Source organism: Methylophilus sp. Leaf414, assembly GCF_001425425.1.
Lineage (GTDB): Bacteria > Pseudomonadota > Gammaproteobacteria > Burkholderiales > Methylophilaceae > Methylophilus.
Window position 1 is genome coordinate 156,365 of sequence record NZ_LMQQ01000005.1, and the last position, 16,387, is coordinate 172,751.

Annotated in this window: 14 protein-coding genes; 6 read left to right on the forward strand and 8 right to left on the reverse strand. The window is 43.2% G+C overall.

Features of this window, described 5'->3' with window-relative positions; genetic code table 11:
* The first annotated feature begins 160 nt into the window (after positions 1–160).
* The 6 genes from ASG24_RS14695 (at position 161) to ASG24_RS13400 (ending at position 6,572) form a co-directional block, all read left to right on the forward strand.
* Complete coding sequence (locus tag ASG24_RS14695; RefSeq protein ID WP_156376580.1) at positions 161–319, forward strand: hypothetical protein; 159 nt, start codon at positions 161–163, stop codon at positions 317–319.
* Positions 320–465: 146 nt separating this feature from the next.
* Complete coding sequence (locus ASG24_RS13375) at positions 466–840, forward strand: hypothetical protein (protein WP_055872168.1); 375 nt, start codon at positions 466–468, stop codon at positions 838–840.
* A 63-nt stretch (positions 841–903) separates the two neighbouring features.
* Positions 904–1,482, forward strand: coding sequence for a hypothetical protein (locus ASG24_RS13380; protein WP_055872169.1), 579 nt, complete (start codon positions 904–906; stop codon positions 1,480–1,482).
* Positions 1,483–2,406: 924 nt separating this feature from the next.
* Positions 2,407–2,877, forward strand: coding sequence for an Rrf2 family transcriptional regulator (locus ASG24_RS13390; protein ID WP_082488117.1), 471 nt, complete (start codon positions 2,407–2,409; stop codon positions 2,875–2,877).
* Positions 2,878–2,940: 63 nt separating this feature from the next.
* Positions 2,941–4,194, forward strand: a complete 1,254-nt coding sequence (gene hmpA, locus ASG24_RS13395) for an NO-inducible flavohemoprotein (RefSeq protein WP_055828610.1) — start codon at positions 2,941–2,943, stop codon at positions 4,192–4,194.
* A gap of 95 nt (positions 4,195–4,289) precedes the next feature.
* Positions 4,290–6,572, forward strand: a complete 2,283-nt coding sequence (locus tag ASG24_RS13400) for a nitric-oxide reductase large subunit (protein WP_055872170.1) — start codon at positions 4,290–4,292, stop codon at positions 6,570–6,572.
* Here ASG24_RS13400 and ASG24_RS13405 read toward each other — a convergent pair.
* The 8 genes from ASG24_RS13405 to ASG24_RS13440 all read right to left on the reverse strand — a co-directional run bounded on the left by ASG24_RS13405 (position 6,565) and on the right by ASG24_RS13440 (position 15,818).
* Positions 6,565–7,215, reverse strand: a complete 651-nt coding sequence (locus ASG24_RS13405) for an EAL domain-containing protein (RefSeq protein ID WP_255352572.1) — start codon at positions 7,213–7,215, stop codon at positions 6,565–6,567. The genes ASG24_RS13400 and ASG24_RS13405 overlap by 8 nt on opposite strands.
* Before the next feature lie 6 nt (positions 7,216–7,221).
* Complete coding sequence (locus tag ASG24_RS13410; protein ID WP_055872172.1) at positions 7,222–7,797, reverse strand: hypothetical protein; 576 nt, start codon at positions 7,795–7,797, stop codon at positions 7,222–7,224.
* 218 nt (positions 7,798–8,015) lie between these two features.
* Entirely contained in the window at positions 8,016–9,362 is a 1,347-nt protein-coding gene (locus tag ASG24_RS13415) for a multicopper oxidase family protein (protein WP_369814187.1), read from the reverse strand.
* 49 nt (positions 9,363–9,411) lie between these two features.
* Positions 9,412–10,875: a TolC family protein gene (locus ASG24_RS13420; protein ID WP_369814190.1), complete on the reverse strand. Its 1,464-nt coding sequence runs from the start codon at positions 10,873–10,875 to the stop codon at positions 9,412–9,414.
* Positions 10,781–12,013 (reverse strand): DUF2231 domain-containing protein, encoded by a 1,233-nt coding sequence (locus tag ASG24_RS13425; protein WP_156376467.1) that lies wholly within the window; start codon positions 12,011–12,013, stop codon positions 10,781–10,783. Before ASG24_RS13425 ends, ASG24_RS13420 begins: the two co-directional genes overlap by 95 nt.
* Before the next feature lie 573 nt (positions 12,014–12,586).
* Positions 12,587–12,991, reverse strand: coding sequence for a Cu(I)-responsive transcriptional regulator (gene cueR / locus ASG24_RS13430; protein WP_055828674.1), 405 nt, complete (start codon positions 12,989–12,991; stop codon positions 12,587–12,589).
* A gap of 60 nt (positions 12,992–13,051) precedes the next feature.
* A complete protein-coding gene (locus tag ASG24_RS13435; protein ID WP_235559697.1) occupies positions 13,052–13,249 on the reverse strand; it encodes a heavy-metal-associated domain-containing protein in 198 nt (65 codons plus the stop codon).
* A 73-nt stretch (positions 13,250–13,322) separates the two neighbouring features.
* Positions 13,323–15,818 (reverse strand): copper-translocating P-type ATPase, encoded by a 2,496-nt coding sequence (locus tag ASG24_RS13440; protein WP_369814188.1) that lies wholly within the window; start codon positions 15,816–15,818, stop codon positions 13,323–13,325.
* Positions 15,819–16,387: the final 569 nt, after the last annotated feature.

Consider the following 16,387-nt stretch of genomic DNA (forward strand, 5'->3'; position numbering starts at 1 on the left):
ACAGTGCTAACTAAAACTCTGCAATCATTCAGTCTGCTTGCAATTTTTCTCGCACCTTACTTGTGGGTCTTAAATCATGCTCAATAAACTCACAACACTGACCCATCATTCAAGCGGGACGCCTAACGGCGCCCCTTAATTCAAACGTTAGGAGAACAAAATGGGCGATGACGCAGAATACTATATTGAGCAACAGGAAGAAGAAGCTCGTTTTAAACAGAGCATCAAAGACGAGCAAGAACGAGAAATGACACGCAAACGCATTTTAAGAGAAAAAAAGATTGAATCTGAACAGAAAAAACAGCCTGTTAAAAAATAAATCACCTAGGTTACATTGGTTTTTTTCATCTTTTTATTTGTTGGGGTTCGGTATGTTGTAGCCTTAGCAAGCTTGGTCCTAACCCATCCATCAAGCGGGACGCGCTAAAGTGCGCCCCTTATGTCAAACGTTAGCAAATAAAACCCATGGATCCGACAACAATACTCTCAGCAATAAACGCTGCAAAAGTAGCAATCGACACTGCGGTCAAGGTCAAAGACAATTTTTTTGGTCCTACAGCTTCAAGCAAGTCTAGCTCGACCACTGCTGCTAAAGCATCAGCCACAGTTGACGCCCTACAATCCGAAATAGAGTTGCACAAAAAACGCTTTGATGAGTTAGCTGCATTTGTAGAAGAGAACAGAACTATCGTCCAAGAGCAAAACGAAATCATTATTGGGTTAAGCAACGCACTCAAAGTAACTGCTGAAACAGTACAAAGGCAAAGAGTCATCACGTTTGTGATGGCTTTAATATCAACAGTAGCCATATTGGTCTCGGTATATGCGTTGGTTCACTAACACATCCATCAAGCGGGCCGCGCTAAAGCGGGCCCTTCTGTCATACGTTAAAGCATATAAAAAATGAATGCCAAGATTCAAAAAGTGTTTCAAATTATTCTAGGGCTTTCGCTAGTTGGTGGCATTGTGTATGGAGCATGGCTTCTCCTAAACGCATTTGTTGCTGCTGTCACAGCAGCTAGTCCAGAGGTGGTTGCTGCCATCGTTGGTGCCATGGCTACAGTCTTAGTCGGCATATCAGCTGTTTTAATTAGTCAGGCACATGAGCGCAAGCGCTCATCAGAAGAAGCACACCGCCTTAAAAAGGTAGAAATATATCAAAGCTTTATCGACATGATTTCTCGAATGATTGGTTCGTCAAATCAAAATCTCGCTCTAAAGCAGCCTGATACCCAAGAGCTGGTTCATTATTTATTCAAGTTCAAGGCAGACATCTTACTTTGGGGGTCTCCAAAAGTTATAAAAGCTCAAATTGAATTTGAAAACGTGTCAGAAAGCGGAGACACAAAAAAACTGTTCATGTCAGTTAATGCCTTATATCTCGCAATACGAGAGGACATAGGTCTTAGCAATTCTGGTTTGAACAAAATGGAACTAGTAAAGTTGTATCTTAATAATGATGCCAGAAAAGAATTGAGCTGATGCCCATATGCTCTAACCCATCATTCAAGCGGGACGCCTAACAGCGCCCCTTAATTCAAACGTTAGATGTTTGATGCCATTATCTAGCACCACTCGTACAAAGGTACAACAAAAGTTCAACGATATAGTTAGATGACAAGTTTACTTAGTTGTATAACGTAATCTAAGTGTATGTATTGTTGCGTAATGGTAGGCATAGTTCATCAACGTTGTGGACTCATAATCCGTTGGTGCTGTGTTCGACTCACAGAGGGGTCACCATAAAATCACTATAAATCAAAGGGTTACGTTAATTCGTAGCCTTTTGTTTTTATGTCAGCTTAACAAAAAGTTCAACCGAGTGCTTCAGTCACTCTTGTTCGAGTATGTCCAGGCTAGTAATTCATGGCAGAACTTACCTCATGGACGACATAAAATCATTCCGTGTGTCGAAAAAAACAATATCTCCAGCTTAGGGATATTATGTATGTTAATAGGCATGCTTTTATTACTTCAGGAAGGCTCACTCTTTGCCGTGGGTGGCTTCTAATGTATGCTGGCGCTTTTATATGTTCTGCTCGTGACCCTGCTTATGAACTCCTAATAACTACAAAAGTTGGGGAGAAATCCGTTTTGGCTTCTAAAGATATTCTTTACTTAACTAAGATTTTGAAAGCCTTAGAGGTTTCAAAATCTCTGTATCGGCAACAATTGAATGGACTTGCAAAATCTTTTGAAAGCCATTGGATAATAGTCAAGTTCTCACATCCTAATCTCAACGTAAGTGACCTTTTTCATATTGTCTGGGCGTAGCCTTTAGACAAATCCCTGATTTAAATTCTCCTTGTTGAAGCGCCAATTACAGTAATAGCATTGCCTTAATCTTGAATTGTTAGGTTTAATTTTTAATTTGCATTTAAAATGCATATTAATTAAACTAATCCCATGCAATTAACTCAGTACTCAGATATTGGCTTACGCCTTTTAATGTATCTCTCGAAAGAGAGATCAACAATTCCAGCAGTTACTTTAGCTGAAGTTTCGGACCAATTTAATATCCCCCGAAATCACCTTGCTAAAGTGGCTGCCAAACTAGTTAAGTATGGATGGATTGAGTCGATTCGAGGAAGGTCTGGCGGAATTAGGTTGGCAATTGAACCGTCCGAAATTGTATTAGGTAAGGTACTTAGAGTTCTAGAAGGCCATGTTGAGGTTATAGATTGCAATAAGCTGCAATGCCGACTCAAAAATGTATGTGCCCTAAAGCAAATATTGGAAAGTGCTTATGCAGGATTCTTCATTGTATTGGATCAATACACATTAGCTGATGTCACAGATGGTTTGGCGGCTAATGAGATCGGCAATATGCATAGAGGATTTATAGAAATATTTTTGAATAATTCAGCAGTTCACTAGTTACGGTATTGGACACAGCACTGTCACAAGTGGCCTTGAATTACATATTAGATGGAGAAAATCATGTTGAGTGATCAAACAATAGCAACTGTAAAATCTACAGCGCCTATCTTGCAAGAGCACGCGGAAACCTTAACAAAGCATTTTTATAAACGAATGTTTTCCAATAACCCTGAAGTTGCGCCATTCTTCAATCCGGCGAATCAAGAAGCTGGCCTGCAACAAAAAGCTTTGGCAGGTGCAATATGTGCTTATGCGGCAAATATCGACAATCTTGAAGTTTTAGGCGGCGCAGTTGAGTTAATTGCGCAAAAGCACGTTTCATTACAAATTAAGCCAGAACATTATCCAATTGTTGGTGAAAATTTACTTGCTTCAATCCGTGAAGTACTTGGAGAAGGTGCAAGTGATGAAGTTATTAAGGCCTGGGGTGAAGCTTACGGGTTTTTAGCGGAAATAATGATCGGTCGAGAAAAACAAATCTACACCGAACATAAAAATATGCCGGGGGGATGGGAAAGTTTCAAGTCATTTTTAGTGACTAAAAAAGAAAAAGAAAGTGATTTAATTACTTCTTTTTATCTCGTGCCAGAAGATGGCAGTGACCTCCCGAAATTCAAACCTGGTCAATACATTACTGTAAGAGTAAAAACTGCTAATGGCCAAACAACTATGCGGAATTACAGCTTATCGGATAAACCAGGTCAACCATGGTTTCGGATAAGTGTTAAAAGAGAAGTTGGTCTGAAGGCGGATACTCCCGAAGGTTACGTATCAAACTTTTTGCATAACGATATAGACGTAGGTGCGACACTTCAGATAGCCCCGCCGTGCGGAGAGTTTTTCCTTGATGTTACTGAAAAACACGAACGGCCATTAGTTTTGTTGGCAGCTGGGGTAGGAATCACGCCGATACTCAGTATGTTGCTGAGCGCTATAGAGACAATGCCCAACAGAGAAATAATATTAATTCACGGGAATGTGAATGAAAACACTCAAGCTTTCAAAAAAACCATAGATAGCTTGGCTGAAGAGCATTCCAATTTCAAAAATCATTACCGCTATAGTAAGCCCATAAATACTGATCTGCTTTCACAAGGGAATGTAGATGAAGGTTTTATCGACGCTATCCTAATTGAATCTTTCGTCCCGACTCGTGACGCAGATTATTATTTCTGCGGCCCACAGCCCTTCATGGTAGGTATTTATCATGAACTATTGAGTTGGGGTATACCTGCGGCACAAGTGCATTTCGAATTTTTCGGTCCCCGGCAAGATTTATCACCTCCGTCGGCAATAAAAAAATGCCCAGTTTAAGACTTGCTATAGATTGAAAATTTTGTCATCACGAGTTCATTAAAATCAGCCTGATTTTAGAATTCAAATCGAAATTCATTATCCCAGGGGATTTTATGGACGTTACGAAAAGGTTGTGGATTTATCTCGGAACACTATTAGTTCTTTCTTTTAGTGCTTTGCTCTGGACAGGTTCCGAAATCTATCGTGAAGCGCCCCCAATGCCCGAGAAAGTGTTGAGTGAAAGTGGATCGATAATTTACACCTTGGAAGATATTCAAAAAGGTCGTCAGGTCTGGCAGTCTTTTGGAGGTATGCAGTTAGGATCAATTTGGGGGCACGGTAGTTATGTGGCCCCAGATTGGAGTGCAGACTGGCTTCATCGGGAAGCAATTGCATTGCTGAACATCTGGGCAAAAAGCAGTGGTGACAATTTAAATTATGCACAATTGTCTGAAGAAAATCAGGCAAAACTTCAAGGCAGACTGCAAAGCCGAATACGTCTAAATACATTCAATGAAAAAACCAAAATTATTACATTCGATAAGGATCGAGCCAGGGCAATCTTGAAGGTTCAAGCTCACTTCCAAAAATTATTTGGAGACGAGAGTAGTACAGCTTCATTACGAGAATCATACGCAATGCGAAATAACACTGTGCCTAATGCAGCAAATCGCCATGCTCTCACAGCCTTTTTCTGGTGGACATCTTGGGCGACGGTAACAAACAGACCTGGCAGTCAAATTAGTTATACTAATAATTGGCCTTCCGAGCCATTAGTTGGAAATAAACCTCCAGCAAGCACCTTTGTCTGGTCTGCTTTCAGCGTAATTTTTTTAATAGCAGGTATTGCTTTATTAGGGTGGCACCACGCAATTTCACAACATCATTCCAGAGAACAATTAGTTTTACCTATAAATGATCCTTTGAGATCTATCGTTGTGACTCCTTCGATGAGAGCGACTGCAAAATACTTTTGGTTATTACTTAGCTTATTCCTGATACAAATACTACTCGGTAGTATCACGGCACATTATCAAATAGAAGGTCAGCAACAATACGGGTTCAATTTATCCGAAATTCTACCCTATGCTTTGACTCGTACATGGCATACGCAATTGGCCGTGTTATGGATTGCAACAGCTTGGTTAGCTACCGGATTATATATTGCGCCAGCAATTTCTGGTTATGAGCCAAAATACCAGCGTATGGGAGTCAATTTCCTATGGATATCATTAATTGCAATTGTCATTGGCTCTTTCACAGGGCAATGGTTTGCTGTTATGCAAAAGATGGGTTTGAAGTATAACTTCTGGTTTGGTCATCAAGGCTGGGAATATTCCGATATGGGCCGGTTTTGGCAATGGTACTTATTTGTTGGGTTGATTCTTTGGCTAGTTTTAATCGCTAGATCTCTATGGCCTGTTTTACGAGTTAAAAGTGAACCACGTTCGATAGTTGCATTATTAATGCTCTCTACAATAGCGATTGGATTATTTTACGGCGCAGCCCTGATTTCAAACGAACATAGTCATATATCTACGATTGAGTATTGGCGTTGGTGGCTGGTCCATCTTTGGGTTGAAGGTTTTTTTGAAGTTTTTGCTACTGCTGTATTAGCCATAATATTCACCCGGCTGGGTTTGTTGCCTACTAAAACAGCGACAGTAGCAGTGTTATTTGCCACCATCATTTTCATGGCTGGTGGCGTGCTAGGAACATTACATCATCTATATTTTAGTGGAACACCCATGGCTGTTCTTGCACTAGGTGCCAGTTTTTCCGCTTTAGAAGTTGTCCCTTTAGCTTATATTGGATTTGAAGCTTATCACTATTATCAACTTGGTCACGCTACAGCTTGGATGCAGCGTTACCGTTGGCCGATTATGTTTTTCCTTGCAGTTTCTTTCTGGAATATCGTGGGCGCAGGACTATTGGGATTTCTCGTGAATCCTCCTTTATCTTTGTACTACATGCAGGGTCTAAATTTAACTCCACTGCATGGCCACGCTGCTTTATTCGGTGTTTATGGAATGCTAGGGATAGGTTTGGTGTTGTATTGCATTCGAGGAATAAAGCCAGACTTAATATGGAACGAAAAAATGTTAAAAGTCAGTTTCTGGTCACTCAATATAGGGCTCGCATTAATGGCTATTTTGACGCTTTTACCTATTGGGACTTTGCAACTTTTGGCAGCGATTGATCATGGATATTGGTATGCTCGCTCTGCTGATTTCATGCAAAAACCTATCATTGATACTTTAGTATGGATGAGAGTGCCTGGAGACATCATTTTTAGCATTGGAGCCTTATCTCTTTGTTGGTTTATTTTAGAGTTGTGGTTGAATCCAAAAACTGAAGAAGATAGCTCCAAGCAAAACGTAGGTGAGATCAATTAGCATTTTTTTCCAGGTAAGTCTCAAAATTACTTGCTGATAGTGCTTTAGAAAATAGCCAACCTTGTACGTATTTCACCCCTTTTTCAGAGAGAAGTTTCGCCTGTATTTCAGTTTCAACGCCTTCAGCAACCATACCAAGATTTAATGATTTTGCCATTTCAATAATATGAAAAGCGACATGTCTGGTTACCGCTTCGGTTCCAACTGAATCTACAAATGATTTGTCAATCTTAATGTAATCCAGTTCGAATTTTGTGAGATAAGATAAGTTAGAATAACCTGTTCCAAAATCGTCTATGGCTATTTTGGCTCCTTGACGACGTATTTCCTTCATGACTTGTAACGACTTAGCATCATTTACAAGACCTCGTTCGGTTGCTTCTAAGACAAGTTGGCTACTTTTAGCTCCTCCAACTGTTTTGAACTCTTCGATTAATTCTAAAAGGTTACCTGATAATAAGTCTTGAGCAGTAATGTTTATGCCTATTTGAATATCAGGATACTGTTGGAATACAGTCTGCATGTCCATGGCCACAAGCTTAAACACGTGCGCTGTAATTTGACACATAAGACCGGTAGCTTCTGCCACTGGAATGAAAAAATCAGGCATTATTACTTTGCCTTCATAAGATTTCCAGCGGATTAAAGCTTATGCCCCTACACACGCATTCGTATCCAAATCAAGAATTGGTTGGTATTCCATATAAAACTCATCATTGATTAATGCTTTCAAGATGATATTTTTCGGAGAAACACGTTTTTTTGCTAACAGGATGAACGCAAAACTAAGCACCAATCCAATTGAAATCCCAATTGGGAGGAATAATTTAGCGAATTCTTTATTCGCTTTCTGAATTTCTTCCAATGGTAACGCAGCAATAATTGCGGAACGACCCAATTCAGCAGGAGTTAGATAAACCAGTTTATTATTAACCGAGTCGATGAAAGTTTGAGACTCTTCTTTTTTATATCGATTTAGCCATTCGGAATAAACTTTCCCTCGTGCAGTAAAAATAGTGTGAGAGCGTATTCCGAATATACCTACTGTAACCTTTGGATCTCCAAGTGCTACGATGGCATGTTGTGGATCTATTAATACAGTCCAACCTAATCGTTCATAAAAAACAAAATTGCTTTTCTTCCAATGAGGAATATCAACGTTAATCCAGACTCTAGTCCCGTCCTCTTCTGTATTAATAGGCGAACCAAGATTAAGTCCATCCATCGTTGGTGAGTACGATGAACATTGGATGACGGGTTATATAAAGATTTTGATATCTTAACGATAAATATCCTAACGGCTGTAAGATATAGGCATCGAAAAAACTAATTTCAGAAGAGGAAATGGCCTAGGCCATTGGAGTAAATAACAAAACGGCCTGCAAATGTGCAAGCCGTTTGTCTTAGTTAAGAGCAATATCCAAAGTCTAAGCCACAACGATACTAATGACCAGAATGGTTAATTGGTTTTCTGACATTCACTTCCAACTCACCTTCAGCATGTGGCTTTTGACGCTCCACTTTGGTTAAATCCACTTCAACTGCGTGCGCTACAGTGCCGCTGGGATTTTTATAATCACCTGGATTTTTATAGTCATTTTTAGCGAGTCCATCTCGGACTTTCACGGTAGTAAACATTCCGCCCATCTCAAGTGATCCAAACTGTCCGTTGCCCATCATCATTGGCAATGTATTTTTGGGTAATGGCATATCCATCATCTCTGACATATCTGTCATCTCAGACATGCCCGTTTCACCCATAGGCATGTAGTCAGGTACGAGGTTAGTGATTTTCTTCATCAAATCCCCCTGTTTCACACCTATCATGGTGGGGAAACTGTGCCCCATGGCATTCATGGTGTGATGGCTTTTATGACAATGGAAAGCCCAATCCCCGGGTTCATTAGCAATAAACTCAATAGCACGCATTTGCCCTACGGCAATGTCGGTCGTCACTTCAGGCCAGCGTGCAGTTTTGGGCACCCATCCACCATCAGTGCCTGTGACTTCAAACTCATGGCCGTGAATGTGAATTGGATGATTTGTCATTGTGAGGTTTCCAATCCGTATGCGCACACGGTCATCCTTACGAACCACAATGGGGTCGATACCTGGGAAGGCTCGGCTATTCCATGTCCATAAATTGAAATCCAGCATGGTGTTAACTTTAGGGGTGAAGCTGCCAGGCTCGATGTCATAGGCGTTAAGCAAAAATACAAAATCACGATCCACCGGCATGAACTTAGGGTTCTTGGGATGCGTGATCCAACTGCCCATCATCCCCATGGCCATTTGCATCATTTCATCGGCATGTGGGTGATACATGAAAGTTCCGGGGCGTCTGGCTTCAAACTCATAAACAAAGGTTTTACCAGGCTCAATGGCTGGCTGCGTCAAACCACTGACGCCATCCATACCGTTGGGCAAACGTTGACCATGCCAGTGCACACTGGTTTTCTCGGGCAGGCGATTGGTCACAAAAATACGTACACGATCACCTTCAACAACTTCAATCGTAGGACCAGGACTTTGACCATTGTAGCCCCAGAGATTTGCTTTCATACCCGGTGCAATCTCTCTGACGACAGGCTCCGCAACGAGGTGAAACTCTTTGACACCATTGTTCATCTTCCAAGGCAAACTCCAGCCATTCAATGTGACTACAGGCTGATAAGGCCGTCCAGTGTTCGGGTGCAAAGGTTCCTGAGTATTGGCTACTTCGGAGGTAATGATTTCCGGGATGGCTGCCAATGCCACCTTGCTGACAGCACTGACTGCAACGCCAGCCATGCCTAATCCAGCATATTTAAAAAAGTTTCTTCTATCCATAGTTGTCATTTTATTGACCTTCCATCAAACGAGGACTAGCGACTAAAGCAGCTTGTAATTCAGCATCAGCTAACCAGAAGTCGCGTAATGATTCGATATAGCCTTTTACGCTTTGTACTTGTGCTCTGGCATCGCCAAATAATTCAAATGGGCTTGTGAGCATGCCGTTATAACGTAGCTGATCTTCGTACAATATGCGTTTACGTAATGGCACAATCTCATCGCGAATGTGACGAGTGACATCATGCCTGGTGCGGTAGGTGTTGTACCGCTCACGTATCTCAGATTGCGCATTGGTCACCAACTGAGCAGTTTCCTGTACAGACTGCATATAAATGGACTCTGCCCGTGGCACCTTGGCTTGGCCCCAGTCAAACAACGGGATTTCAAAAGCGATATCGATACCTTTTTTATAGGGCTCGCTTCTTCTGCCTTCCAATACACGTGCAGGGCCTAACTCGATCACATTGATGAATCGCGTTGTTTTGGTCAGTCCTAGCTGTTTAGCCAAGGCATCCATTTCAGAGCGCTTAACCAGCAGATCCAATCGTTGTTCATAGGCATTTTGTTCAAAGGCCTGTAACTCCGAAAGAGACTTTGGCAGATCAGGTAGCCGAGATTGGATTTTGAGTTGTGAAGCTTTTACGCCTAATTGCCTGGCTAAAGCCTCATATGCCCTCACTTCAGCATTTTTCGCATTCGCATATTCCAGTGCGGCATCTGCATAGAAGCTTTGCTCGCGTGACTGCTCCAGTCGATTCCAGTTGCCGGTTTCATGCAGTCGTTTAGCCAACTCAGCACTAGCTTCTGCAGACTCTTTTACTTGCGCGCTATATCTGGCCAGTTCAGTAGCGGCTACCGCATTAAAATAAGCGATACGTGTCTGATAGGCGAGCTTCAGGACTTCAATAGCGGTAGATGCTTGTGTCTGGGCAAAACGTCTTTTTTCAATCTCAACAGCTTTAGGCATAGTGATCAAGGAGAAGACGTTGAACGTGAATGCCTGCTCAATCTTATACTCACCAGCATCACGCGCATAAAGCATAGAGAAACGTGGATTAGGCAATCGGCCAGCCTGTACCAAGTCTGCTTCTGAGATGCCCAGTTCGTAGAATGAGGCCTGTAGTCCTTTGTTGTTAAAAAGCGCCACCTGTACTGCACCCTCTACATCCAAAGGTTGTGCGAGCAATGCCTGAGTCTTGTCCTGCAGGGACTTTTTAGACTCTTCAGTCTTAGCCCATTCATACTCTTGCGTCAGGTGCGGTTGAGTTTGCTTTTGTACCTCATCCATGCCGCCATCTTTTGAGAAGGTCGCGCATCCACCTAATAACAAGCTTACGGCAACAAGAATGACGCTGCGTGCCCTGAAGGTTCCAATATTAGTGCGCATGTGAATCTCCTTCAGATGATGATTCATGTTGATGACCTGAATGGTTGTCTTGAGCTGGTATTGCTGATTCACTTGCTTCACCATGGTGATGTCCAACGTGGTGATGACCACCAGATGCAGGTAAAGATAGAACACCAATGCCATGGCGATAAACCACTTCACCGCCCAGCCATGCCGTTGTCGTTACAGCCATGGATAAACCAGCCAGGCAAACTAATACAGGAATGGACATCGGCATGTCCTGACGCGACTTCAACGAGTGCCAGACTGCAACGAGCACCAATCCAACAGCAGTAGGGATTGCCCAGGCACGATGCAATAACATGGCAGCATGGCCGGCATCATCGTGATTCATGGTTGAGTTGAATGCCAGCCAACCAAAACCAACGGCAGCTACAGCACTCACAGCAGCTAGGATCAATACGTGATATGCTGCGGCATCCAATGAAGTGGATGATGCAGATTGGCGGCGCAAGCGAGCAGCTAGGCCTAAAATAAATGCCACCATCGTCAACGCAATTGGAAAGTGCACGATTGCCGGATGCAAATTTGGAACAATCTGGAAACCGGTGTGTTCTGAGGGCACTTCTGATTTAAGAGCTTCTGAAGACTCATGGATATGGCTTGAGAAATCCTCTTCCGCAAGCTCACTCTCCGAATTTCCATGCGCATGGGCCATTGATAAAGCCTCTTCACTCTCACTTCCCGAATGATTCATATTTTGCATGGAGTGATGACCCATTTCAGCATGCATTCCATGGTCGTGCGTGTGTGCCGACATTTCAGATGAAGATGATTTGTGATCCATGCTTGCCATGCTGTGGTCCATGTCCTCAGCCTGACTATTCATCTCATGCATTTTGCTATGGTCCATCCCCGGCATGCTGTTATGGTCCATGGGTGGCATCTGAGATTTTGAGCCGTGGGAAGCATGCGTATCGCCATGAGACATACTATGTCCCATCGCTTCATGATTCATTGGTTGGTCCGAGGCGTGCTGCATCCCCGACATTTGATGTCCTTGGTCTGCAATCGAAGAATCTAGTGATTTCCAATTTTTTTGATTGTCACTATTGGTCGCCTTGTAATCTTCAAACGTGGACTGGTATGGCGCGGGAATTTCTTCCGCAAATGATACGCCAATCCCCAATGCCATTGAAAGACATAGTAAGTATTGATGAAGAGGAGCTATCCAAGCTCTCTTTCGGGTAGGAAATTTCATATTAACCTCTCATTTAGAATTCCCAAACATCCATTGGAAACGCATTCTTTCGCCTGCCGCGAGCATGCAAAAGCATAAGTGTGGTGGCTAAAGACCTGATAGGACTTCAGCCAATAACAAACTAAATGAGGATAAAACGCGGAGGTCGCTCAGGGCCGGAGGATATGTGGCTAGTGAAATCTGGGACGATAAAACCTATTGCCGTACCTGCAACAATCAAATGATGCTTTAGATCACCACCCGAGGCTGCAAAGGCGAAGCCTGAACAGCAGACTGAACATTTGGAACAATGGTTACAAGCGTGCTTAGTATCATCTTGATGTTTGTGAGCATGACTATCCACAGCACCCTCGTGGTGTTCATGGCTATGACCACTGACACTTTCATGGTTGTGCTGGTTTTGTGGCTTTTCACAATTCATCATGCTAATCGCTGCAAATCCCTGCACCGGTAGAATGATTGTTATGAGCCAAATAGCGAAGATCTGGATGAGTTTTCTCACGATGAGATTATGATAACCCTAAATTAAAAATGATTCAGTGCCAAACTGAAATTTTCCTGTTATGAAATATCCTATGTTTGATTAAGCGCAAGTTGCTCCAGAATGGGGCACTCTGGGCGATCATCCCCATGACAGCAATGCACAAGCTTTTGGAGCTCCGACTTAATCGACATCAGGCTTTGAATCTTCTGGTTTAAGGCCTCAACATGGGCAGTTGCTAACTCTTTCACTTTGCTGCTTGGCCGATGCGGGTCTTGCCATAAGCTTAATAACTCCTCAATTTGCTTGATAGAAAAGCCTAAATCGCGGGAGTGTCTGATAAAGCTCAGCGTGTGGATGTCTTTTTCAGAATATTGACGATATCCCGCAAAAGTTCTTGAAGCAGCAGGCAACAACCCGACGCTTTCGTAATGCCGGATCATTTTGGTCGATATACCCGACGCCTTTGCAGCTTGCCCAATATTAAATAAACTCATCGTTCATGCCCAAGTGATAGGTAAGAAGCCTGCTGATATTGCTCAGCAGGCAGATAGAAATTACTTAGTTTCAGGTGGAAAACCAGCATCTATAAGCGCTGAAACGATCTCGTCTTTTGCAATACTGCTTTCAACGTTGACCGTTCTGGTTGGAGGATCCGTAGTAATGCTTGCTTCTGGGTCTATGGCTTTAATGGCACTTGTCACACCTCTTGCACATCCACCGCAGGTCATATTTTCAATATGAAATTCCATCATCAACTCCTTAAAGAATAATTGGTAGTAATTTAAGCTTAAAGGTTCCAATAATGGTAAGGTCAAGCATTATTATTCAAAGGTTTTGTGGATTGTTGAATTCCACTAGAGGTGGTTTGAATGTCCGTAAGCGCAAAGCATTCCCTAAAACGAACACGCTCGATAAAGCCATTGCGCCGGCAGCAAATACTGGTGAAAGTAGTAAGCCCCAGGCAGGATAAAGTGCACCAGCCGCTACCGGAATCAACGCCGTGTTATAAGCAAATGCCCAGAACAGGTTTTGATGAATATTTCCTATCGTTGCTTTGGATAAAGCAATCGCATTCGGCACTCCTTGCAGATTGCCAGACATCAAGACAACATCTGCTGATTCTACAGCGATATCTGTACCGGTCCCGATTGCCAGGCCCACATCTGCTTCTGCCAGCGCGGGGGCATCATTAATGCCATCCCCCACAAAAGCAATCTGCCCGTAAGTAGATTTCAAGCGACGTACAGCCTCCACTTTACCCTCAGGCATGACCTCAGCAATGACTTCATCAATGCCTAGCTGGCGGGCGACTGCATGTGCGGTCTTGGCATTATCTCCAGTAATCATAGCCACTTTCAGACCTAACTGATGCAGTGTAGCAATTGCACCTGGTGTTGAAGTTTTTATAGGGTCAGCCACTGCAATAATACCAGCCAACTGACCATCAATAGCGGCATATAAGGGTGACTTACCTTCTTTACTCAACCGCTCAGCAGTTTGCGCAAAGACGTTCAAATCTAACCCCAGTTGTCGCATGAAGCGATCAGCCCCCACTTCCACAAGAACACCTTCAACACCTGCTCTTACGCCCATACCAGTTACAGATTCAAAGTCTGTTAAAGACGGTAGCGATTGTCCATTTTCAGTGGCAGCGGCTACAATAGCGCGGGCGATTGGATGCTCGGATTTAGATTCAACCGCCCCGATTTTTGCAAGAAGACTTTTACGCTCGAAGCCCTCTGTAACTTCAAGGTCGGTCAGCACTGGCCGTCCTTCTGTGAGCGTACCGGTTTTGTCAACTGCGACAACTTTGGCATCCTTGAGTAACTGTAATGCTTCGCCTTTTCTGAACAAAACGCCTAGCTCGGCGCCTCGCCCGGTTCCTACCATGATTGACGTTGGCGTGGCCAATCCCATGGCACATGGACACGCAATGATCAACACGGAGACTGCATTCACAAGTGCGAAAGTCAACGCAGGCGAAGGCCCAAAAATCATCCAGCTTGTAAATGTGATCAATGCAGCACCCATGACAGCTGGGACAAACCACATGGTCACTTTGTCGACGAGCGCCTGTATTGGTAGCTTAGATCCTTGTGCCTGTTCCACCATACGTATGATCTGAGCCAGCATGGTTTGGTTACCAACGGCTGTCGCACGCATCTCCAAAACACCTTTCTGATTGATGGTGCCCCCGACTACGGAACTACCCAGGCTCTTCTCGACAGGCATGGGTTCACCAGTGATCATGGATTCATCAACGAAACTTTTACCATTGGTAACTTCACCGTCTACCGGCACTCTCTCACCCGGTCGCACTTCGAGCACATCATTCAGCACCACTTCATTGATATGCACATCCAAAAAGCGATGATTGCGCATGACATGCGCTTCTTTGACCTGCATTTTTGCCAGGCGCTTGATTGCTTCGGAAGTGTGCCCCTTGGCACGCGCCTCCAGAAATCGGCCAAGTAAGATCAAAACCACAATGACTGCAGCCGCTTCATAATAGACATTGACCGTTCCTTCCGGTAACAGTCCTGAAGCAAAGGTCGCGACTATTGAATATCCGAAAGCCGCAGCTGTACCTACTGCTACGAGCGAGTTCATGTCTGGAGCAAGCCTAAACAGTGCAGGAAAGCCTTTCTGGTAAAAGCGTCTACCAGGAAAAGCCAATACCAGAGCCGTCAACATAAACTGCACGTACCAACTGGTGTTTATGCCAATGGTATCCATGATTAATTCATGAACACCTGATATCAAATGCGCACCCATTTCCATTACAAACACTGGTAACGATAGTGCTGCTGCCAGAATGAGGTCCCGCTTCAACTTGAGTAATTCAATCTCTTTTTGACTCTCTGCTACATCCTGTACCGGGGAATCAATGACCTTAGCTTCGTAACCAATACGCTCGATCGCGGAAATCAAATCTTCTGAACTGGCAGAGCCATCAACGGAGGCACGTTCAGTGGCCAAGTTAACTGTAGCTTCAACGACCCCTGGTACAGATTTGAGGGCTTTCTCAACACGGCCAACACATGACGCACAGGTCATGCCAATAACATTGAGTTCTATTTTGGATGTTGGAACTTCATAACCAACTTTATGAACAGCTTCGATCAAGGCTGTGCGATTTACCTCTTCGGTAACGTGAATAGTCGCTCGCTCACTTGTCAGGTTGACTGAGACACTTTCAACGCCAGGTACCTTTGTTAAGGCGGCTTCAACACGCCCTACACAGCTGGCGCATGTCATCCCTTCGATAGGAAGTGAGATATTTTGGATGGCATCACTTAAAGTCTTTTTGGACATGCTCATAATCCGGAAACTTGTATTAAGTATATTTCCAGTCTAAAGCTTCCTACAATAGGAAGGTCAACTAATTTTTTCAATTAATGAATCCTATGAGGTGACGTTTATTCATCTGTGGTGGCCTATCTAATGTAACGCTTTGATTAGTACAAAATCAGTACACTAATCAGTTTTTTGAATATTAAAAAAATTACGCTAAATTACTGATTTTAAATTAATCTAGGTCCCTTACTTTAAACGTTGAGATGGTTGAGTTAAGACTATACAGAAGTACAACAAAAGTTCGACGCTATAGTTAGATGACGCATCTATTTAGTTGCATAACGTAATTTAAGTATATGTATTGTTGCGTAATGGTAAGCATAGTGCCTCAACAATGTGGACTCATAATCCGTTGGTGCTGTGTTCGACTCACAGAGGGGCCACCAAAAATATATGTAAATCAAAGGGTTACGTTAATTCTTAGCCCTTTATTTTTTTGTCATCTCGCAAAAAGTTCAACCGAGGATCTGTAATCACTCTTATCCGGCCCATATTTATGGATCTTAATTAAGGCCGATAACAATAGTATTTGT

What these genes read in the sequence shown, in the direction of transcription:
- ASG24_RS14695 (WP_156376580.1), top strand. Translation starts at nt 161, where the DNA reads ATGGGCGATGACGCAGAATACTATATTGAGCAACAGGAAGAAGAAGCT.
- ASG24_RS13375 (WP_055872168.1), top strand. Translation starts at nt 466, where the DNA reads ATGGATCCGACAACAATACTCTCAGCAATAAACGCTGCAAAAGTAGCA.
- ASG24_RS13380 (WP_055872169.1), top strand. Translation starts at nt 904, where the DNA reads ATGAATGCCAAGATTCAAAAAGTGTTTCAAATTATTCTAGGGCTTTCG.
- ASG24_RS13390 (WP_082488117.1), top strand. Translation starts at nt 2,407, where the DNA reads ATGCAATTAACTCAGTACTCAGATATTGGCTTACGCCTTTTAATGTAT.
- hmpA (WP_055828610.1), top strand. Translation starts at nt 2,941, where the DNA reads ATGTTGAGTGATCAAACAATAGCAACTGTAAAATCTACAGCGCCTATC.
- ASG24_RS13400 (WP_055872170.1), top strand. Translation starts at nt 4,290, where the DNA reads ATGGACGTTACGAAAAGGTTGTGGATTTATCTCGGAACACTATTAGTT.
- ASG24_RS13410 (WP_055872172.1), bottom strand. Translation starts at nt 7,797, where the DNA reads ATGGATGGACTTAATCTTGGTTCGCCTATTAATACAGAAGAGGACGGG.
- ASG24_RS13415 (WP_369814187.1), bottom strand. Translation starts at nt 9,362, where the DNA reads ATGGCTGGCGTTGCAGTCAGTGCTGTCAGCAAGGTGGCATTGGCAGCC.
- ASG24_RS13420 (WP_369814190.1), bottom strand. Translation starts at nt 10,875, where the DNA reads ATGGTGAAGCAAGTGAATCAGCAATACCAGCTCAAGACAACCATTCAG.
- ASG24_RS13425 (WP_156376467.1), bottom strand. Translation starts at nt 12,013, where the DNA reads ATGAAATTTCCTACCCGAAAGAGAGCTTGGATAGCTCCTCTTCATCAA.
- cueR (WP_055828674.1), bottom strand. Translation starts at nt 12,991, where the DNA reads ATGAGTTTATTTAATATTGGGCAAGCTGCAAAGGCGTCGGGTATATCG.
- ASG24_RS13435 (WP_235559697.1), bottom strand. Translation starts at nt 13,249, where the DNA reads ATGATGGAATTTCATATTGAAAATATGACCTGCGGTGGATGTGCAAGA.
- ASG24_RS13440 (WP_369814188.1), bottom strand. Translation starts at nt 15,818, where the DNA reads ATGAGCATGTCCAAAAAGACTTTAAGTGATGCCATCCAAAATATCTCA.